This is a genomic window from Streptomyces sp. NPDC002623 (genome assembly GCF_053592635.1).
In genome coordinates this window covers 238,084-256,215 of the sequence record NZ_JBSFWB010000004.1, presented here as the reverse complement: position 1 = coordinate 256,215, position 18,132 = coordinate 238,084, and the positions used below count along the sequence as shown (strand labels likewise).

The 18,132-nt window shown below is 68.7% G+C and carries 11 protein-coding genes; 8 read left to right on the top strand and 3 right to left on the bottom strand.

The genetic code is table 11. From position 1 onward, the window contains the following. The first annotated feature begins 44 nt into the window (after nt 1–44). Nucleotides 45–1,076 carry an alanine racemase gene (locus ACWD4O_RS09195; RefSeq protein WP_351907615.1) on the top strand — a complete coding sequence of 344 codons (1,032 nt, stop codon included), beginning with the start codon at nt 45–47 and terminating at the stop codon, nt 1,074–1,076. A gap of 95 nt (nt 1,077–1,171) precedes the next feature. Here ACWD4O_RS09195 and ACWD4O_RS09190 read toward each other — a convergent pair whose 3' ends face one another. After that, nucleotides 1,172–2,671 (bottom strand): glycosyltransferase family 87 protein, encoded by a 1,500-nt coding sequence (locus ACWD4O_RS09190; protein ID WP_451278919.1) that lies wholly within the window; start codon nt 2,669–2,671, stop codon nt 1,172–1,174. Between the two features lie 131 nt (nt 2,672–2,802). Beyond that, a complete protein-coding gene (locus tag ACWD4O_RS09185) occupies nt 2,803–5,454 on the bottom strand; it encodes a transglycosylase domain-containing protein (protein WP_451278917.1) in 2,652 nt (883 codons plus the stop codon). A gap of 352 nt (nt 5,455–5,806) precedes the next feature. Here ACWD4O_RS09185 and ACWD4O_RS09180 point away from each other — a divergent pair, with 352 nt between their 5' ends. The 4 genes from ACWD4O_RS09180 (at nt 5,807) to ACWD4O_RS09165 (ending at nt 9,628) form a co-directional block, all read left to right on the top strand. Then, nucleotides 5,807–6,490, top strand: coding sequence for a helix-turn-helix transcriptional regulator (locus ACWD4O_RS09180; protein WP_450946567.1), 684 nt, complete (start codon nt 5,807–5,809; stop codon nt 6,488–6,490). Between the two features lie 44 nt (nt 6,491–6,534). Further along, the gene (locus tag ACWD4O_RS09175) at nt 6,535–7,617 is read left to right on the top strand and encodes an inositol-3-phosphate synthase (RefSeq protein ID WP_358802242.1); all 1,083 of its coding nucleotides are present in this window, start codon (nt 6,535–6,537) and stop codon (nt 7,615–7,617) included. Between the two features lie 128 nt (nt 7,618–7,745). Then, complete coding sequence (locus ACWD4O_RS09170) at nt 7,746–9,020, top strand: MFS transporter (RefSeq protein ID WP_451278914.1); 1,275 nt, start codon at nt 7,746–7,748, stop codon at nt 9,018–9,020. A 110-nt stretch (nt 9,021–9,130) separates the two neighbouring features. After that, entirely contained in the window at nt 9,131–9,628 is a 498-nt protein-coding gene (locus ACWD4O_RS09165) for an LppU/SCO3897 family protein (protein ID WP_451278912.1), read from the top strand. 111 nt (nt 9,629–9,739) lie between these two features. On the opposite strand, the gene ACWD4O_RS09160 is transcribed toward ACWD4O_RS09165, so the two are convergent. Continuing rightward, a complete protein-coding gene (locus ACWD4O_RS09160) occupies nt 9,740–11,182 on the bottom strand; it encodes a CCA tRNA nucleotidyltransferase (protein WP_451278910.1) in 1,443 nt (480 codons plus the stop codon). A 185-nt stretch (nt 11,183–11,367) separates the two neighbouring features. Between ACWD4O_RS09160 and ACWD4O_RS09155 the strand changes: the two genes are divergently transcribed. The 3 genes from ACWD4O_RS09155 (at nt 11,368) to ACWD4O_RS09145 (ending at nt 18,120) form a co-directional block, all read left to right on the top strand. After that, nucleotides 11,368–13,767 carry a DUF6049 family protein gene (locus ACWD4O_RS09155; protein WP_451278908.1) on the top strand — a complete coding sequence of 800 codons (2,400 nt, stop codon included), beginning with the start codon at nt 11,368–11,370 and terminating at the stop codon, nt 13,765–13,767. Between the two features lie 44 nt (nt 13,768–13,811). Continuing rightward, a complete protein-coding gene (gene murJ, locus ACWD4O_RS09150; RefSeq protein WP_451278906.1) occupies nt 13,812–16,127 on the top strand; it encodes a murein biosynthesis integral membrane protein MurJ in 2,316 nt (771 codons plus the stop codon). 274 nt (nt 16,128–16,401) lie between these two features. Further along, the gene (locus ACWD4O_RS09145) at nt 16,402–18,120 is read left to right on the top strand and encodes a protein kinase family protein (protein WP_451278904.1); all 1,719 of its coding nucleotides are present in this window, start codon (nt 16,402–16,404) and stop codon (nt 18,118–18,120) included. Nucleotides 18,121–18,132: the final 12 nt, after the last annotated feature.

Here is an 18,132-nt window from a genome sequence, read left to right as displayed (position 1 = left end):
CGTTTCCCCACACCGCAGCCACCAGAAAGGTCCCAGGTCCGGCCATGGCGCTCACCCTCTACGTCGACACCGCGCGCTGGCGGGCGCATCACAAGCACGTCCAGGAGCAGTTCCCGGGACTCGTCCCGGTCTGCAAGGGCAACGGCTACGGCTTCGGGCACGAGCGGCTGGCGGAGGAGGCCACCCGGCTGGGCTCGGACATCCTCGCCGTCGGAACGACGTACGAGGCCGCGCGCATCAAGGACTTCTTCGGCGGTGACCTGCTGGTGCTGACGCCGTACCGGCGCGGCGAGGAGCCCGTGCCGCTGCCGGACCGGGTCGTGCGCTCGGTGTCCTCGATCGACGGCGTGTACGGCCTTGTGGGGGCCCGTGTGGTCATCGAGGTGATGTCCTCGATGAAGCGGCACGGCATCAGCGAGCAGGACCTGGCCCAGTTGCACGCCGCCATCGAGAACGTCCGGCTGGAGGGTTTCGCGATCCACCTGCCGCTGGACCGCACCGACGGCTCCGACGCCGTCGAGGAGGTCATCGGCTGGATGGACCGGCTGCGCGCGGCCCGGCTGCCGCTGCACACGATGTTCGTCAGCCACCTCAAGGCGGACGAACTCGCCCGGCTGCAGCAGCAGTTCCCGCAGACCCGGTTCCGTGCCCGGATCGGCACGCGGCTGTGGCTGGGGGACCACGACGCCACCGAGTACCGCGGCGCGGTCCTGGACGTCACCCGGGTCGCCAAGGGCGACCGCTTCGGCTACCGGCAGCAGAAGGCGGCCTCCGACGGCTTCCTGGTGGTCGTGGCGGGCGGTACGTCGCACGGGGTGGGTCTCGAGGCCCCCAAGGCCCTCCACGGCGTCATGCCGCGTGCCAAGGGCGTCGCCCGGGCCGGCCTCGCCACCGTGAACCGGAACCTCTCGCCGTTCGTCTGGGGCGGCAAGCAGCGCTGGTTCGCCGAGCCGCCGCACATGCAGGTGTCCATCCTGTTCGTGCCCTCGGACGCGCCGGAGCCCCACGTCGGCGACGAGCTGGTGGCCCATCTGCGGCACACCACCACGCAGTTCGACCGGCTCGTGGACCGCTGAGCCCCAGAGGCGGCGCAGGCAGCAGAGACACCGGAGACAGCGAAGAGGCCGTACACGGAATCCGTGTACGGCCTCTTTCGGCACTGGCTGTTCGCTCACGGCGAACTGTCGACGGCGTCCGCCTTGCCCCAGTCGACCTGCGGTCCGTCGAAGTGGGAGGCATGCCGGGGCGGATGCGCCGCGGGGCCGAGGACGAAGACGTCCTCCGCCCCGTCGAGCACCCCTCCCGAGGGATCGTCGTCACCGGCCTGCCGCACCACGTCCCGCTCCGGCATCAGGATGTCCCGCACGACCACAGCGCACAGGTACAGCGTCCCCAGCAGGTGCACGGCGATGGCCCAGTGGTAGCCGTCCGTCGGCAGGCCCTTGTGGGCGTCTCCGCTCATCGTGTACGCGAGGTACATCCAGATGCCCAGAAAATAGACGACCTCGCAGGCCTGCCAGATCAGGAAGTCCCGCCACTTCGGCCGGGCCAGCACCGCCAGCGGCACCAGCCACAGGACGTACTGCGGCGAGTAGACCTTGTTGGTGAGGATGAAGGCCGCCACGATCAGGAAGGCCAGCTGGGCGAAGCGGGGGCGACGAGGCGCGGTCAGCGCCAGCGCCGCGATGCCCACAGCGCACAGCACGACGAGAAGAGTGGCGAGGGTGTTGACGCTGTCGGTGGTGAGCGGGTCGCTGGAGTTCTGGGCCATGATCAGCCAGAAGGAGCCGAAGTCGACGCCCCGCTCCTGACTGAACCGGTAGAACTTCGACCACCCCTCGAAGGCGAAGAGCATCACCGGCAGGTTCACCACCAGCCAGGCGACGACCGCACCCGCCAGTGCCTTGCCGAAGTCCCGCCACTTCCCCGCGCGCCAGCACAGCACGAACAGGGGGCCGAGCAGGAAGACGGGATAGAGCTTGGCGGCCGTTGCAAGCCCCAGCAGGACGCCGAAGGCCAGGGACCGGCCCCGAGACCACATGAGCATCGCCGCGGCCGTCAGAGCGACCGCCAGCAGGTCCCAGTTGATGGTCGCGGTCAGCGCGAAGGCGGGTGCCAGGGCGACCAGCAGGCCGTCCCAGGGACGCCGGGCGTGCGTCCGGGCCACGCAGACGGCGATGACGGCCGCGCAGGCCATCAGCATCCCGGCGTTGACCATCCAGTACCACTGCTCTTGGTCCTGGATGCTGCCGCTGCCCGGCGTCATCCAGTTGGCGACCTCCATGAACACGCCGGTCAGCACCGGGTACTCGAGGTAGTCCATGTCGCCGGGGAGCTTGTCGAAGTACGGCACGAGCCCGTCGGCGAAACCGCGCCCCTGATAGAGGTGCGGAATGTCCGAGTAGCAGGCGTGCGTGTACTGGGAGGTGGCGCCGAAGAACCAGCCTCCGTTGTAGCAGGGCGCCTTCTGGATCAGTCCTAGGGCGAACATCCCGATCGCCACGAGCGCGACGATCCGTACGGGAGTCCACCAGGAAGTCCCCAGCAGGGCCCGTCGGCCGAGGGGACCGCCGATCAGCTCACTGCCGGCCGCGGCCACCGGGTCGTCACTGGTGGGCCTTACCGGATCCGGCTCGTGCACGCGCGCCGGCGTCGATTCTGCACTGGGCATGGGCGACATCCTGCCGTACGGACCTAGGAAAACGCCGAGGACCGCCCCACCTGGTCCGGTGGAGCGGCCCTCGTTTCACGTGAAACATGCACATGTTTCACGTGAAACACTCAAGCTGGGCGATAGCGCGACTAGCCGCCGCCTCCGAAGAAGCCGTTGCTGGTATTGCCTCTGCTGTTGCCCTCTGTCTCCGTGGCAGTCGGCGAGGCGCTTGTCTCCCCGCTGCTGCCCTCCGAGGTTCCGCTGGTCGTCCCCTCGCTGTCCTCGTCACAGCCGAAGAAGGTGCTGCACGTCGAGGTCGCCGAAGGCGAAGGCTGGACCTGCGACTCGCTCGGAGACGGCGACGGGGACGACTCCTCCTCCTCGGTCTCGGTGACCGAAGGAGACGGCGTCGGAGACGGTTCCGCGTTGACGATCTCGCCGATGGACTCAGGCTCCGGGAAGTCCTTCGCCGGCGTGCCCTTCAGCGCCTCTTCCATGTAGTCGTGCCAGATCTGCGCCGGGAACGAGGCGCCGTGGATCTTCTTCTGGCCACCCGTTCCGAACATCTCCAGGAACGTACGGTTCTTGTTCGACTCGTCGTCGTCGTAGCGGAACATCGTGACCGCGGTCGACAGCTGCGGGGTGTAGCCCACGAACCAGGCCGACTTGTTGCCGTCGGTGGTACCGGTCTTGCCCGCGACCTCGCGGCCCGTCAGCTGGGCGTTGGTACCGGTGCCCTTCTCGACCACGGTCTTCAGGACGTCCGTCACGTTGTCGGCGACCTTGGAGGTGAACGCCTGCTTCGACTCGGTCTCGTGCGTGAAGATCTGACCCTTCTCGCTCGTGACCTTCTCCACGGAGTACGGATCGCGCTGCTTGCCGCTGGAGGCGAAGGTCGCGTACGCACCCGCCATCCGGATCGCGCTCGGGTCGGAGATACCGATCGAGAACGACGGGAATCCGCTGTTGGTGAGGCTGGACTCCTTCAGGCCCGCGCTGACCGCGGCTTCCTTGACCTTGTCCAGACCGACATCCATGCCGAGCTGCACGAAGGCCGAGTTCACCGACTCGCGCATCGCCTCACGCAGGTCGATCTTGAAGTCGGGAGGGCTGCCGAGGGAGACGCCGCCGTCGTTGGTCTGCAGCCACTCCTCGCCCTTCTCGTTCTTCCAGACCGTCTGGTCGTAATTCTGGATCTTGAGCTTGTTCTTGCCGCTGAACAGGCTCTTGGGCGAGACGATGGTCCGCTCGTCCTGCGCCTGCGACGACCCCAGCTCCGGATCGCGCACACCCCAGGTCATCGCGGCCGCCAGCACGAACGGCTTGAAGGTCGAACCGACCTGGGCACCGGTCTGGTCGGCGTTGTCGGTGAAGTGCTTGGTCGCGTCCTCACCGCCGTAGACGGCCCGGATGGCACCGGTGTCCGGTTCCACGGACGCGCCGCCGAACTGGACGTGCGTGTCGGTCTCCGGCCGTTCCTCCGGCTTGATGTTGGCCTTCTGGACCTTGGTGACCGACTCCTCGAGCTCCTTGACCTTGTTCTTGTCGAAGGTCGTGTAGATCGAGTAGCCGCCCTGCTGCAGCAGGTCCTGGGTGATCCCGGTCTTCTTGCTGTTGGTCACCAGGTAGCCGTTGGCGAGATCGACGAGGTAGCCGACCTGACCCTTGAGGTCGGTGTTCGACCGGGGGTTCTGCCACTTGGGGAGCGTCGTGTACTTGGCCCGCACCGAGGCATCGAGGTGCCCGTACTCGACCATCTTGTCGAGGGTGTCCTGCATCTGGACCAGGGCCCGCTTGCTGTTGGCCTGGGGCGTGGCCCCGGTCGGGTCGACCGAGGTCGCACCGGCGGGGTCGTAGTACGTGGCGCCCTTCAGCATGGCGGCCAGGAAGGCGCACTCGCCCGGGTTGAGCTTGATCGCGTCCTTGTTGAAGTAGGCGCGGGCGGCGGCCTGGATTCCGTAGGCGTTGCGCCCGTAGTACGCGGAGTTCAGGTAGCCGGCCATGATCTGGTCCTTGTCGACCTCCGCGCCCACCTTTATCGACACGAAGATCTCCTTGAACTTCCGGGAGATCGTCTGGCTCTGGTCGTTCAGCATCGCGTTCTTGACGTACTGCTGGGTGATCGTCGATCCGCCCTGCGTCTGTCCGCCCCTGGCCATGTTGAACACGGCGCGGGCGATGCCCTTGGGGTCGATGCCGCTGTCGTCGTAGAAGGTCTTGTTCTCCTGCGAGATCACCGCCCAGCGCATCTCCTCGGGGATCTGCGAGAGGTCGATGTTCTGACGGTTCGTCTCACCACCGGTGGCAACCATCTGGCTGCCGTCCTTCCAGTAGTAGACGTTGTTCTGCGCCGTGGCCGTCTTGGCGACGTCCGGGATGCCCACCATGGCGTACCCGATGCCGGCCACGGCCACCAGGCTGCCGACGAAGCCGACGAACAGGCCCGTGACGAGCTTCCAGGACGGCACCCAGCGCTGCCAGCCGTACTTTCCGGCGCGCGGGTAGTCGATCAGGCGCTTCCGCTCGGGCGCCGAGCGCCCTCTGCCCCGTCCGGGGCCGGTGGGTTCGGCCACTCTGCGCCGCCCGCCCGAGTTTCTCTCGGGCGCGCGTCGGGCGTCGGTGCGGCTGCTGTGCGGCTGCTCCTCGCCTCCGGACCCGTGACCCAACCCGTAGTCGGCAGGAGATCCGGTGGCGCCTCGCGGTGCCGCGCGGCGGCCGGAGGACGGACCGGACTGGCCGCGTCGGGCCGCGGCACGTCCGCCTCCCTGCGGCTGCGGCGGTTTGCGACGGTGCTCGCTCATCGAACGATTACTCCTCGGGCAGGCGCATCCGTGCGCGCCTGGAAAGGGCGGCTGGTTTCCTGTCCCCCCGAAGTACGGATGCGGTCGGTCGCGCATTCATCCGTACTGCACCGAGGACCTCGACGCCCCCCGGCGTCTCATGGGTCCCGGTGGTGTGCATGGCGCACAGACTACGCACCGTCAAAACCTGCCTAGCCCCGAAGTTCACCTCAAATCAGGCAACTCGCCTGCAACGAATCGGTGATGTGATCCCGTTCACCGTCCCCCCTCTTGTCGCATCCGGAAGGCCGTTCTATCGTCTTGATGTATCGAGTCGATACATCAGCGCGGCATAAGACCGAGGGAGGCGACGATGAGCCGGCGTTCCGGGATCCTTGAGTTCGCCGTCCTGGGTCTTCTCCGCGAGTCCCCGATGCACGGCTATGAGCTGCGCAAACGACTCAATACGTCACTGGGTGTGTTCCGTGCGTTCAGCTACGGGACGCTGTATCCCTGCCTCAAGACGCTGGTCGCCAACGGCTGGTTGATCGAGGAGCCGGGGAGTACACCCGAGGACGCCCTCGCCGCTCCGCTCACCGGGCGACGCGCCAAGATCGTCTACCGGTTGACGGCGGAAGGTAAGGAACACTTCGAGGAGCTGCTCTCGCAGACGGGCCCCGACGCGTACGAGGACGAACACTTCGCCGCACGTTTCGCCTTTTTCGGGCAGACGTCACGCGATGTTCGTATGCGCGTCCTGGAGGGCCGCCGTAGCCGGCTGGAGGAGCGTCTGGAGAAGATGCGCGCCTCCCTGGCCCGCACCCGAGAGCGCCTCGACGACTACACGCTTGAGCTCCAGCGCCACGGAATGGAGTCCGTGGAGCGCGAAGTGCGCTGGCTGAACGAGCTCATCGAGAGCGAGCGGGCCGGACGGGACCTGACAGGTTCCGCCTCCGGGGGGTCCGCTCAGCAGAACACCACATCTGGATCGACGGGCGGCCTGCCCCGTCCCGGGGGCGACCCCGAGGCGGATCTGCCCGACGAAACCACCCCGTGAGCGCCCAACCAGGGCCTCACTCGCACACACAGGGAGCAACCGGAATGGGTTCGGTTCGCGTAGCCATCGTCGGCGTGGGCAACTGCGCGGCATCGCTGGTACAGGGCGTCGAGTACTACAAGGACGCCGACCCGGCGTCCAGGGTCCCGGGCCTGATGCACGTGCAGTTCGGCGAATACCACGTCAGCGACGTCGAGTTCGTCGCCGCGTTCGACGTGGACGCCAAGAAGGTCGGCCTCGACCTGTCGGACGCCATCGGCGCGTCCGAGAACAACACCATCAAGATCTGTGACGTGCCGAACACGGGCGTGACCGTCCAGCGCGGCCACACCCTCGACGGCCTCGGCAAGTACTACCGCGAGACCATCGAGGAGTCCGCCGAGGCCCCGGTCGACATCGTCCAGATCCTCAAGGACAAGCAGGTCGACGTCCTCGTCTGCTACCTGCCCGTCGGTTCCGAGGCCGCGGCGAAGTTCTACGCCCAGGCCGCCATCGACGCCAAGGTCGCCTTCGTCAACGCTCTCCCGGTCTTCATCGCCGGCACCAAGGAGTGGGCGGACAAGTTCACCGAGGCGGGCGTCCCGATCGTCGGCGACGACATCAAGTCCCAGGTCGGCGCCACCATCACGCACCGCGTCATGGCGAAGCTGTTCGAGGACCGCGGCGTCGTGCTGGACCGCACGATGCAGCTGAACGTCGGCGGCAACATGGACTTCAAGAACATGCTCGAGCGCGAGCGCCTGGAGTCCAAGAAGATCTCCAAGACGCAGGCCGTCACCTCGCAGATCCCCGACCGGGAGCTCGGCGCGAAGAACGTCCACATCGGCCCGTCTGACTACGTGCAGTGGCTCGACGACCGCAAGTGGGCCTACGTCCGCCTCGAGGGTCGCGCCTTCGGCGACGTCCCGCTGAGCCTGGAGTACAAGCTCGAGGTCTGGGACTCCCCGAACTCCGCGGGCGTCATCATCGACGCGGTGCGCGCCGCGAAGATCGCCAAGGACCGCGGCATCGGCGGCCCGATCCTGTCGGCGTCGAGCTACTTCATGAAGTCCCCGCCGGTCCAGTACTTCGACGACGAGGCCCGCGAGAACGTCGAGAAGTTCATCCGCGGCGACGTCGAGCGCTGAGCCCGACGCAACGCTCGTAGCAGCACCGGCGCTGTTCCGGCAGCGCTGAAAATTCGCTCCTGCCAGGGCTGAGAAGGGTCCCCGGGTCACCTGACCCGGGGACCCTCCCCGTGTGTGAGGCTGTGACCATGGCCGTCGTCCGTGATCTGCGCGTCCTGCTGCGCTTCGAGAACTTCCGGCGCCTGCTCGCCGTACGACTGCTCTCCCAGTGCGCGGACGGCGTCTACCAGGTCGCGCTCGCCGCCTATGTCGTGTTCTCGCCGGAGAACCAGGCCTCGGCCACCGCGATCGCCTCCGCCATGGCGGTCCTGCTCCTGCCCTACTCGCTGGTCGGCCCCTTCGCCGGCGTCCTGCTGGACCGCTGGCGCCGCCGACAGGTCTTCCTCTACGGCAACCTGCTGCGCGCCCTGCTGGCCTCGGCCACGGCCGTCCTGATGATCAGCCAGGTCCCCGACTGGCTCTTCTACGCCTCCGCGCTGTGCGTCACCGCGGTCAACCGCTTCGTCCTCGCCGGTCTGTCGGCGGCGCTGCCGCGGGTGGTCGACGGCGAGCGCCTCGTGATGGCCAACTCCCTCTCCCCGACCGCCGGAACGCTGGCCGCGGTCGTGGGCGGCGGTTTCGCCTTCGCCGTCCGGCTGGTGGTGGACTCCGACGCGGCGGTGGTGCTGCTGGGAAGCGTGTTGTACCTGTGCGCCGCGCTCGTCTCCCTGACCATGGCCGCGGATCTGCTCGGGCCCGACCGTGACCTGGTCCGGCTTCGGCTGTCGGCCGCGCTCAGGGGCACCGCACACGGCCTTTCGGCCGGCGTACGTCACCTGGCCGAGCCGAGGCGCCGCGCGGCCGCCTGGGCGCTCGGCGCGATCGCGCTGATGCGGTTCTGCTACGGCGCCCTGACCGTCATGGTGTTGATGCTGTGCCGGTACGCCTGGTCGTCCGACACGGACGAGGGGCTGGCCCTGCTGGGACTGGCGGTGGGCGTCTCCGGCGTCGGCTTCTTCCTCGCTGCGGTGGTGACCCCGTCGGCGGTTGGGCGCCTGGGCCCGGTCCGCTGGATCGTCGTCTGCGCCGCGGCGGCCGCGGCCCTGGAGCTCGTCCTCATGCTCCCGTTCACCCAAGTCACGACGTTCGTCGCCGCGTTCGTACTGGGGCTGGTCACCCAGGGCGCGAAGATCGCCACCGACACCATCGTCCAGTCCTCCGTGGCCGACGGCTTCCGCGGCCGGATCTTCTCTCTCTACGACGTCCTGTTCAACGTCGCCTTCGTCGGCGCCGCCGGCGTCGCCGCGCTGATGCTGCCGCCCGACGGACGTTCGGCGGCGCTGGTGGTCACGGTCGCCGTTATATACGGAGCAATTGCTGGCGCTATGTTCCACTTTGAGCGCCAGTATGTGTCACATCAATGACACAGACTCCCTCGGAGCTACAGGGTTGTCAGTGGGGCCCGGTAACTTACGTGCGTCTTACTTCGCGACTGATTTCGCGCCACACGTCTAAGTTCCTAGGGGGAACCCAAGTGTCGACTCCGCCGCCCCAGGGCCAGAACCCGTTTGCGCAGCAGGGCCAGCAGCCCTACGGCCAGCCCGAGGGCCAGGCCCCGTACCCGCCGCAGGCCGGCTACCCGCAGCCGGGCGCCGCTCCGTACGGTGCGGTTCCCCCGGAGCAGCCCCGCCGCAAGGTCAGCTTCAAGCTGATCAAGAACATCGTCATCGTGATCGCCGTCATCGGCGTGGCCATCGGCGCCTACATATCGAGCCAGGACGACGCCAACACGGCGGCCGTCGGCGACTGCATGCACCGCGGCAGCAGCGACGACAACAACCCCGACCTCGAGGTCGTCAAGTGCGACTCCTCGCAGGCGCAGTACATCGTGCTGGCGAAGATCGAGGGCACGTACAGCCAGCTGACGGCCGACACCAAGTGCTCGGAGAAGGCCAAGGACTTCCAGTACTCGTACACCGAGAGCGGTGACGGCAGTAACTTCCTGCTCTGCCTGAAGGACTACACGAAGTAAGGCAGTTGTGGAGAGGGGCGGTGTTTCACGTGAAACACCGCCCCTTCGCATGTCCGCCTGCCGCGTCGGCGGGGTCATGTTTCACGTGAAACATGACCCCTTTTCACGGCCTCAGTCCTGCTGCGCCCACCACTCCTTGAGGGCCGCCACCGCCGCGTCGTACTCCATCGGCCCGTTCTCCAGGCGCAGTTCCAGCAGGTGCTTGTAGGCCTGACCGATGGCAGGACCTGGGCCGACGCCCAGGATCTCCATGATCTGGTTGCCGTCGAGGTCGGGACGGATCGCGTCCAGCTCCTCCTGCTCCTTCAGCTGGGAGATGCGCTCCTCCAGCCCGTCGTACGCCCGCGAGAGCGCGACCGCCTTGCGCTTGTTCCGCGTCGTGCAGTCCGAGCGGGTCAGCTTGTGGAGGCGTTCGAGGAGGGGTCCCGCATCACGGACATAGCGACGCACCGCGGAGTCCGTCCACTCGCCCGTGCCGTACCCGTGGAAGCGCAGATGGAGCTCGACGAGGCGGGAGACGTCCTTCACCAGCTCGTTGGAGTACTTCAGAGCCGTCATCCGCTTCTTCGTCATCTTCGCGCCCACCACCTCGTGGTGATGGAACGAGACGCGGCCGTCCTTCTCGAAACGACGGGTGCGCGGCTTGCCGATGTCGTGCAGCAGCGCGGCGAGCCGCAGGGTGAGATCGGGGCCGTTCTCCTCCAGGGCGATGGCCTGCTCGAGGACGATCAGCGTGTGCTCGTAGACGTCCTTGTGCCGGTGGTGCTCGTCACTCTCCAGCCGCAGAGCGGGCAGCTCGGCCAGCACCCGGTCGGCGATGCCCGTGTCGACCAACAGCGCCAGGCCCTTGCGCGGGTGCGTGGACAGGATCAGCTTGTTCAGCTCGTCCCGTACCCGCTCGGCCGAGACGATCTCGATACGGTCGGCCATGTCCCTCATCGCCGTGACGACCTCGGGGGCGACCTCGAAGTCGAGCTGGGCGGCGAAGCGGGCGGCGCGCATCATGCGCAGCGGGTCGTCCGAGAAGGACTCCTCCGGTGTCCCCGGGGTGCGCAGCACGCGCGCAGCGAGGTCGTCGAGGCCACCGTGGGGGTCGATGAACTCCTTCTCGGGAAGCGCCACGGCCATGGCGTTCACGGTGAAGTCACGACGCACGAGGTCCTGCTCGATGGAGTCGCCGTACGACACCTCGGGCTTGCGCGAGGTGCGGTCGTAGGCCTCCGACCGGTAGGTGGTGACCTCGATCTGGTAGCCGTCCTTCTGCGCCCCGACGGTGCCGAAGGCGATCCCGACCTCCCACAGCGCGTCCGCCCACGGCCGGACGATCTTCAGGACGTCCTCGGGGCGGGCATCCGTGGTGAAGTCCAAATCGTTGCCGAGCCGGCCGAGCAGCGCGTCACGGACCGAGCCGCCGACCAGGGCGAGTGAGAACCCGGCCTCCTGGAAGCGGCGTGCGAGGTCGTCGGCGACAGGCGCTACCCGCAGCAGTTCGCTCACCGCACGGTGCTGCACCTGGCTCAGGACGCTGAGGTTGTCTTCGTTGGCGTTCGGCACAACAGAAGAGGGTACGTGGCCCGGCGAGCCGGGCGTCCATCTTTATACGCGCACATAGCGGACCACCCGACCGTCTCCCACGATCTTGTGGACCAGTCCGCGGCACTTCCCCTCAGCGCGCATCGTTACCATGCGTGGACGCACATTCCGACGACCACTGACGACGACGAGGGACGGGCGAACGCGTGGCCGAGGCGGCAGACTTTCCGGGGATGAGTCCCTCACCTGCCCGCCGGTGGCTGCGGCGCACCGGCACACTGCTCGCCGGGGCACCCCTGCTGGCCGGTCTCCTCCAGCTGCCTGTGGTCGCCCCCGCACAGGCCGCCGCCCAGACTTCGGTCAAGGCGGCCTCCGATGCGGGCACGGTGGCCGTCGCCGTCGACTCCCTCAGCCCCGCGGCACCCACCGACGGGGACACCGTGACCGTCTCCGGCACGGTCACCAACAACGGCAAGCAAGCGGTCACCGACGCCCATGTGGGCCTGAGCGTGGGCGCCGCGCTCACCACCCGCTCGGCGATCGACAGCCTCGCCAAGCGCGCGGACTCCCTCCCCGCCAGCTACGGCTCCGAAGTGGGCGGCAAGTACGTCGCCGAGTTCGCCAAGCTCACACCCGGCGTGTCCGAGCACTTCAGCATCTCCGTCCCGGTCGACAAGCTCGACCTCGACGAGGACGGCGTCTACCCGCTCGGCGTCTCCCTCTCGGGCGAGACGTCCTCCCAGCAGTGGGAGCAGGTGCTGGGCGTCCAGCGCACCTTCCTGCCCTGGCAGCCCGAGGAGGCGGACACTCGCACCCGGACCACCGTGCTGTGGCCGCTGATGTCCACCGTCCACATGACGGCGGAGACCGGTTCGAACGAGCAGCAGACGCCCGTCTTCCTCAACGACGACCTGGCCGAGGAGATCGCACCCGGCGGCCGCCTCGACCAGCTCCTGACCCTGGGCAAGGACCTCGACGTCACCTGGGTGATCGATCCGGACCTGCTGGCGTCCGTCGACGCCATGACCGGCAGCTACCGGGTCCGGGGCGAGGGCGACACCACCACGGCCGGCACCCACCAGGCGATCGCCAAGCAGTGGCTCGACGATCTGCAGGACGCGGTGCTCGGCAAGGAGGTCGTCGCGCTGCCCTTCGCCGATCCCGACCTGGCCTCGCTCGCCCACAACGGCACCGGCGTCACCGGCTCGCTGAGTCAGCTCAAGGAGGCCACCGACGTCGCCGCCACCACGGTGGAGACGGTGCTCCACGTGACCCCGAGCACCGACTTCGCCTGGCCGATGGACGGCGCCGTCGACCCGTCGATCGTCAAGGTCGCCACCTCCGCAGGCGCCGACAAGGTGATCGCGCGCAGCGACAGCCTGACCGAGACCGGCGACCTCACCTACACCCCCTCCGCCGCCCGGCCCATCGGCGGCGGCACCACCGCGGTGGTCGCCGACTCACGGCTCTCGAAGGCGTTCTACGGCGACCTGACGAAGGCCTCCGCGTCCACGCTCGCCGTGCAGGAGTTCCTCGCGCAGAGCCTGTCGCTGAACCTTCAGACGGACAAGCAGCGCAGCATCGTCGTCGCCCCGCAGCGCATGCCGACCGCGAGCCAGGCCCGGTCGCTGGCGGAGGCGGTCACCACGCTCCAGGGCGGCACCTGGTCGCAGTCCCAGCAGCTCGCGGCGACCGCCAAGGCCAAACCCGACCCGGACGCCACTACGAAGGTGCCGTCCAGGTCGGCGTACCCCGCCTCGCTGCGCAAGCAGGAGCTGCCGCGCTCGGCCTTCGAGCAGATCGCGGACACCCAGGACAAGCTCGACAACTTCAAGGTGATCCTCGCCAACGAGGCCCGGGTGGTGACCCCCTTCGGGCGGGCCATAAACCGTGAGATGTCCACGTCGTGGCGGGGTCGGAGCACGGCCGCGAGCACCTTCCGCCAGAGCGTGCGGGCCTACTTGGACACCCTCACCGGGCAGGTCAAACTGATCGACAAGTCGGAGACCAAGCTCTCCGGGCGCAGCGCCACGATCCCGGTGACCGTCCAGAACAACCTGGTGCAGGGCGTCGACCACCTGGTGCTGCGGCTCACCTCGACGAACCCGACCCGCCTGGAGATCTCCGGCGATGCCTATGCCGAACAGCAGATCACGGTGTCCGGCGGGCACACCACGACGGTGAAGTTCACCACGTCCGCCAAGGTGAACGGCCAGACGACGGTGATCGCCCAGCTGTACACCGAGGACGGCCAGAAGTACGGTGCGCCCGTCACCTTCGACGTGAAGGTGACTGAGATCACGGCCACCGTGATGCTGGTCATCGGCGGCGGCGTCCTGCTGCTCGTGCTGGCCGGCTTCCGGATGTACACCCAGCGCAAGCGTGCCGCGGCCCGCGAGAACGGCGAGGACGATGAGGACGGTCCCGACCCGGCCGACGAACCCGCCGACGCCTCGCAGAACCCTGAGGGCCCGGAAGACCGTCCCAAGGGAGAGTCCGGCACCGATGCCGGGGCAGACGACCCGGAGCAGCCGAGTGACGAGACGCCGGACACCGCAACGGAAAGCGCCGACCCGTCCGGCACGGGTGAGAGAGTGGACCGTTGAGGATGTCGTGGCCGGTGGGCCCGGGACGATGAGGTGGGGTAACCATGAACGCGCCGTACGACGGTGAGCGCGGCCGGGCCGCGGGCGGCTCCGGCCACCCGGAGGGCCCGCCGCCCGAGCACGGCCAAGTGCCGCCGCAGCACCCCGCGGACATGTACCTCCAGGACGCCTACGACCAGGACCCCTACCGGGCGCAGGACCTCACCGCCCAGGACCCGGTCGCCGAGGCGCTCTACGACCGCGCCGCGCACCCCCCGCCGCCCCCGGGCACGTACCAGCCGCAGCAGCCGCTGTACGGCCGGCCCGCGCAGTCCCCGTACGCCCCCGACCCGCATGTGTGGGCCCAGACCCCGGCGCCCGAGCCCGAGGGTCCCACCCAGTACCTGCCGTACGGCGACGACCCGCGCACGACGCAGTTCGTGGGCGTGGACGACCTGGTGACGCACTCCGGCGAGGAGCAGCACCAGCCCGACGCCTTCGCCCACCTCTTCCGGGACCAGCAGCAGAGCGGCTCCCGCCCGCCGACCGGCCCCCCTGCGGTGCCGGGCCCGGCCCACGCCCCGGGCGGGCCGGGGACGCCGTCGCAGTACCAGGCTCCCCTCACCGCGTCGCCCGCGGCCGACCAGACCATGAACCTGACCGCCACGCCGGCCGCGGCAGCCACCTCGGCTCCCGCCCCGGCCGCCTCCGCCTCCTCCGCTGCGTCGGCCGCGTCCGCCGCGAAGAAGAGCGGACGCGCCGCGGGCCTGCTGAAGTCCAGCGCCGTCATGGCGGCCGGCACGATGGTCTCCCGCCTCACCGGCTTCGTCCGCTCCGCACTGATCGTCTCGGCGCTCGGCGTCGGTCTGCTCGGCGACACCTTCCAGGTCGCCTACCAGCTGCCGACGATGATCTACATCCTGACCGTCGGCGGCGGCCTCAACTCCGTCTTCGTGCCCCAGCTCGTGCGGGCCATGAAGGAGGACGAGGACGGCGGCGAGGCCTTCGCCAACCGCCTCCTGACGCTGGTCATGGTGGCGCTCGGCGTGCTCACCGCCGCCTCGATCGCAGCGGCGCCCGTCCTGATCCGCCTCCTGTCCGACTCGGTCGCCAGCGACCCCGCGGCCAACGAGGTCGGCGTCACGTTCGTCCGCTACTTCCTGCCCTCGATCTTCTTCATGGGCGTCCACGTGGTGATGGGCCAGATCCTCAACGCGCGCGGGAAGTTCGGCGCGATGATGTGGACGCCGGTCCTCAACAACATCGTCATCATCGTCACGCTGGGCATGTTCATCTGGGTCTACGGCACCGCCGCCGACTCCGGCATGAAGGTCACGACGATTCCGCCGGAGGGCGAGCGGCTCCTCGGCATCGGCGTCCTGCTCGGCCTGGTCGTCCAGGCCCTCGCGATGATCCCGTACCTGCGCGAGACCGGGTTCCGGCTGCGGCTGCGCTTCGACTGGAAAGGCCACGGCCTCGGCAAGGCGGCCACCCTCGCCAAGTGGACCGTCCTGTTCGTCCTGGCCAACCAGGCCGGCGCGCTCGTCGTCACCCAGCTGTCCACGTCGGCGGGCACGGACTCGCCGGTCGACGGCACCGGCTTCGCCGCCTACGCCAACGCCCAGCTGATCTGGGGCCTGCCGCAGGCCATCATCACCGTCTCTCTGATGGCCGCCCTGCTGCCGCGTATCTCCCGCTCGGCGGCCGAGGGCGACGGCGGCGCGGTCCGCGACGACATCTCGCAGGGCCTGCGCACCACGGCCGTCGCCATCGTGCCGATCGCCTTCGGCTTCCTCGCGCTCGGCATCCCGATGTGCACGCTGATCTTCGGTTCCTCCGGCACCAGCGAGGCCACGAACATGGGCTTCATGCTGATGGCCTTCGGCCTCGGCCTGATCCCCTACTCCGTGCAGTACGTCGTCCTGCGCGCCTTCTACGCCTACGAAGACACCCGCACGCCCTTCTACAACACCGTCATCGTGGCCGCGGTCAACGCAAGCGCCTCGGCGGTCTGCTTCTTCGTCCTTCCCGCCCGCTGGGCCGTGGTCGGCATGGCCGCCTCCTACGGTCTGGCGTACTCGATCGGCGTCGGCGTCGCCTGGAACCGGCTGCGCAAGCGGCTCGGCGGCGACCTCGACGGCTCCCACGTCCTGCGCACCTACGCACGGCTGTGCATCGCCTCCGTACCGGCCGCCCTGATCAGCGGCGCGGCCTGCTACGGCATCGGCCACACCCTGGGCCAGGGCGTTCTCGGCTCCTTCGCCGCGCTGCTGGCCGGCGGGGTCCTGTTGTTCGGCATCTTCTTCGTCGCCGCCCGCCGCATGCGCATCGAGGAGCTCAACTCGCTCGTCGGCATGGTCCGCGGACGTCTGGGGCGCTAGGGCCGTCCCACAGCCGGGCGGAGGAAAGGGGAGCGGTAGCCGATGAGTGAGAGTCAGTCGGCGCGAGGGGCGCACTTCCTCCGGGGCAGTGCACGCCGCACCCCACGTATGCGGCATGATCCGCTCCACAGGTCCTGGAACGGGGTAGGCGCACAACCATCGTCCGCCGCCGCGTGTCGTGCATAGCGACGGACTATGGGCACAATTGGGTTCGGCGTCGGACGGCGCGCACGAGGTCGGACGGCGCGCACTGGATGGGGAGGCAGGAACGACGGTGGCGGAACGGAGCACAGCTGCCGTCGACGTGGCAGACAACAGCGGTGACGAGCCGCTGACCGCACAAGCGGACCAGTCCACGGCCGACGGGGTGGTCAAGAACCGGGAGCAGGACACGGACAGCGACGAGGCACAGGGGAGCGGCGGGGCGGAGCGTCCCGGAAAGGCCTCACCGCCGGAACTGCACAGTGGTCACAAGCTCGCCAGACGCTATCGCCTCGAAGAGTGCGTCACCCGTCTGGACGGTTTCAGCAGTTGGCGTGCGGTCGACGAGAAACTCCGTCGTGCCGTGGGCGTTCACATCCTGCCCGCGGACCACACACGGGCCCGTTCGGTGCTGGCCGCGGCCCGCTCCTCGGCCCTGCTCGGCGATCCCCGCTTCGTCCAAGTACTGGACGCCGTCGAGGAGAACGACCTCGTCTACGTCGTCCACGAGTGGCTGCCCGATGCCACCGAGCTGACCGCGCTGCTCGCGGCCGGCCCGCTGGAGCCGCACGACGCCTACCAGATGGTCAGTCAGATCGCCTCCGCGATGGCCGCCGCGCACCGCGAGGGCCTTTCGCATCTGCGGCTGAACCCCAACGCCGTGCTGCGCACGTCCTCGGGCCAGTGGCGCATCCGCGGCCTCGCTGTGAACGCCGCCCTGCGCGGCATCACCACCGACACCCCGCAGCGCACCGACACCGAGGCGATCGGCGCCCTGCTGTACTCGGCGCTCACCCAGCGCTGGCCGTACGAGAACGACGCGTACGGCCTGTCCGGGCTGCCCAAGGACGTCGGATTGATCGCCCCCGACCAGGTGCGGGCCGGCGTCCACCGGGGCCTGTCGGAGCTGTCCATGCGCGCCCTCGTCAACGATGGCGCGACCGCCTCCCGGCACGAGGCCGCCTGCACCACGCCGGAGGAGCTGGTGAAGGCGATCGGCGAGATGCCCCGCATCCGCCCGCCGGAGCCCGCGTTCACCGCGCCGCCCGAGTACCAGCGCACGACGTACCAGCAGGGCACCTACGGCCGTCCGGCACCGCGTCCGGGCGTCACCCAGGCTGTGCCGACTCCGCTGCCTCCGCTGCAGAGCCGCACCGGCAAGGCCCTGAAGTGGGCGGTCTCCGCCCTCCTCATCGCCGCCCTCGGCCTCGGCAGCTGGCAGCTCGCGGACGCCCTGATGGACCAGAGCAAGTCCGAGGACACCAACCAGACGCAGACGACGGACGACGGCGACAAGAACAGCGCCTCGCCCAAGGCGCCCCAACAGCTGAAGATCCAGGGCGCGGCGGAGTACGTCGTGAGCGGCGACGCCCAGCACCCCAACGACGTCGACGAAACCTACGACGGCGACAGCTCGACGTATTGGCGGACATCCAGCTTCCGCGGCGGGCCGGTGCTTGCGCCGTACAAGCCGGGCGTGGGCATCGTCTACGACCTCGGCTCGGCGCAGGAAATCTCCACGGCGACGATAGGGCTCTACTACGGTGGCAGTCACACGACCGTGAACTTGTACGCTGCCGACTCGCTGACTCCGTCCGCCAGTGCCCTCACGTCGATGCAGAAGATCGGCACGCTCACCACCACCGGAACCACCGCCACGGTGAAGGCCACCAAGGCGGTCAAGACTCGCTATGTGCTCATCTGGCTCACTGCTCTGCCACACGCCGACGGCGATCAGTACAGCGGCAGCGGTTACAAGCAGGCCATCACCGACGTGAAGTTCACGGGCTGACGTCTCACCGAA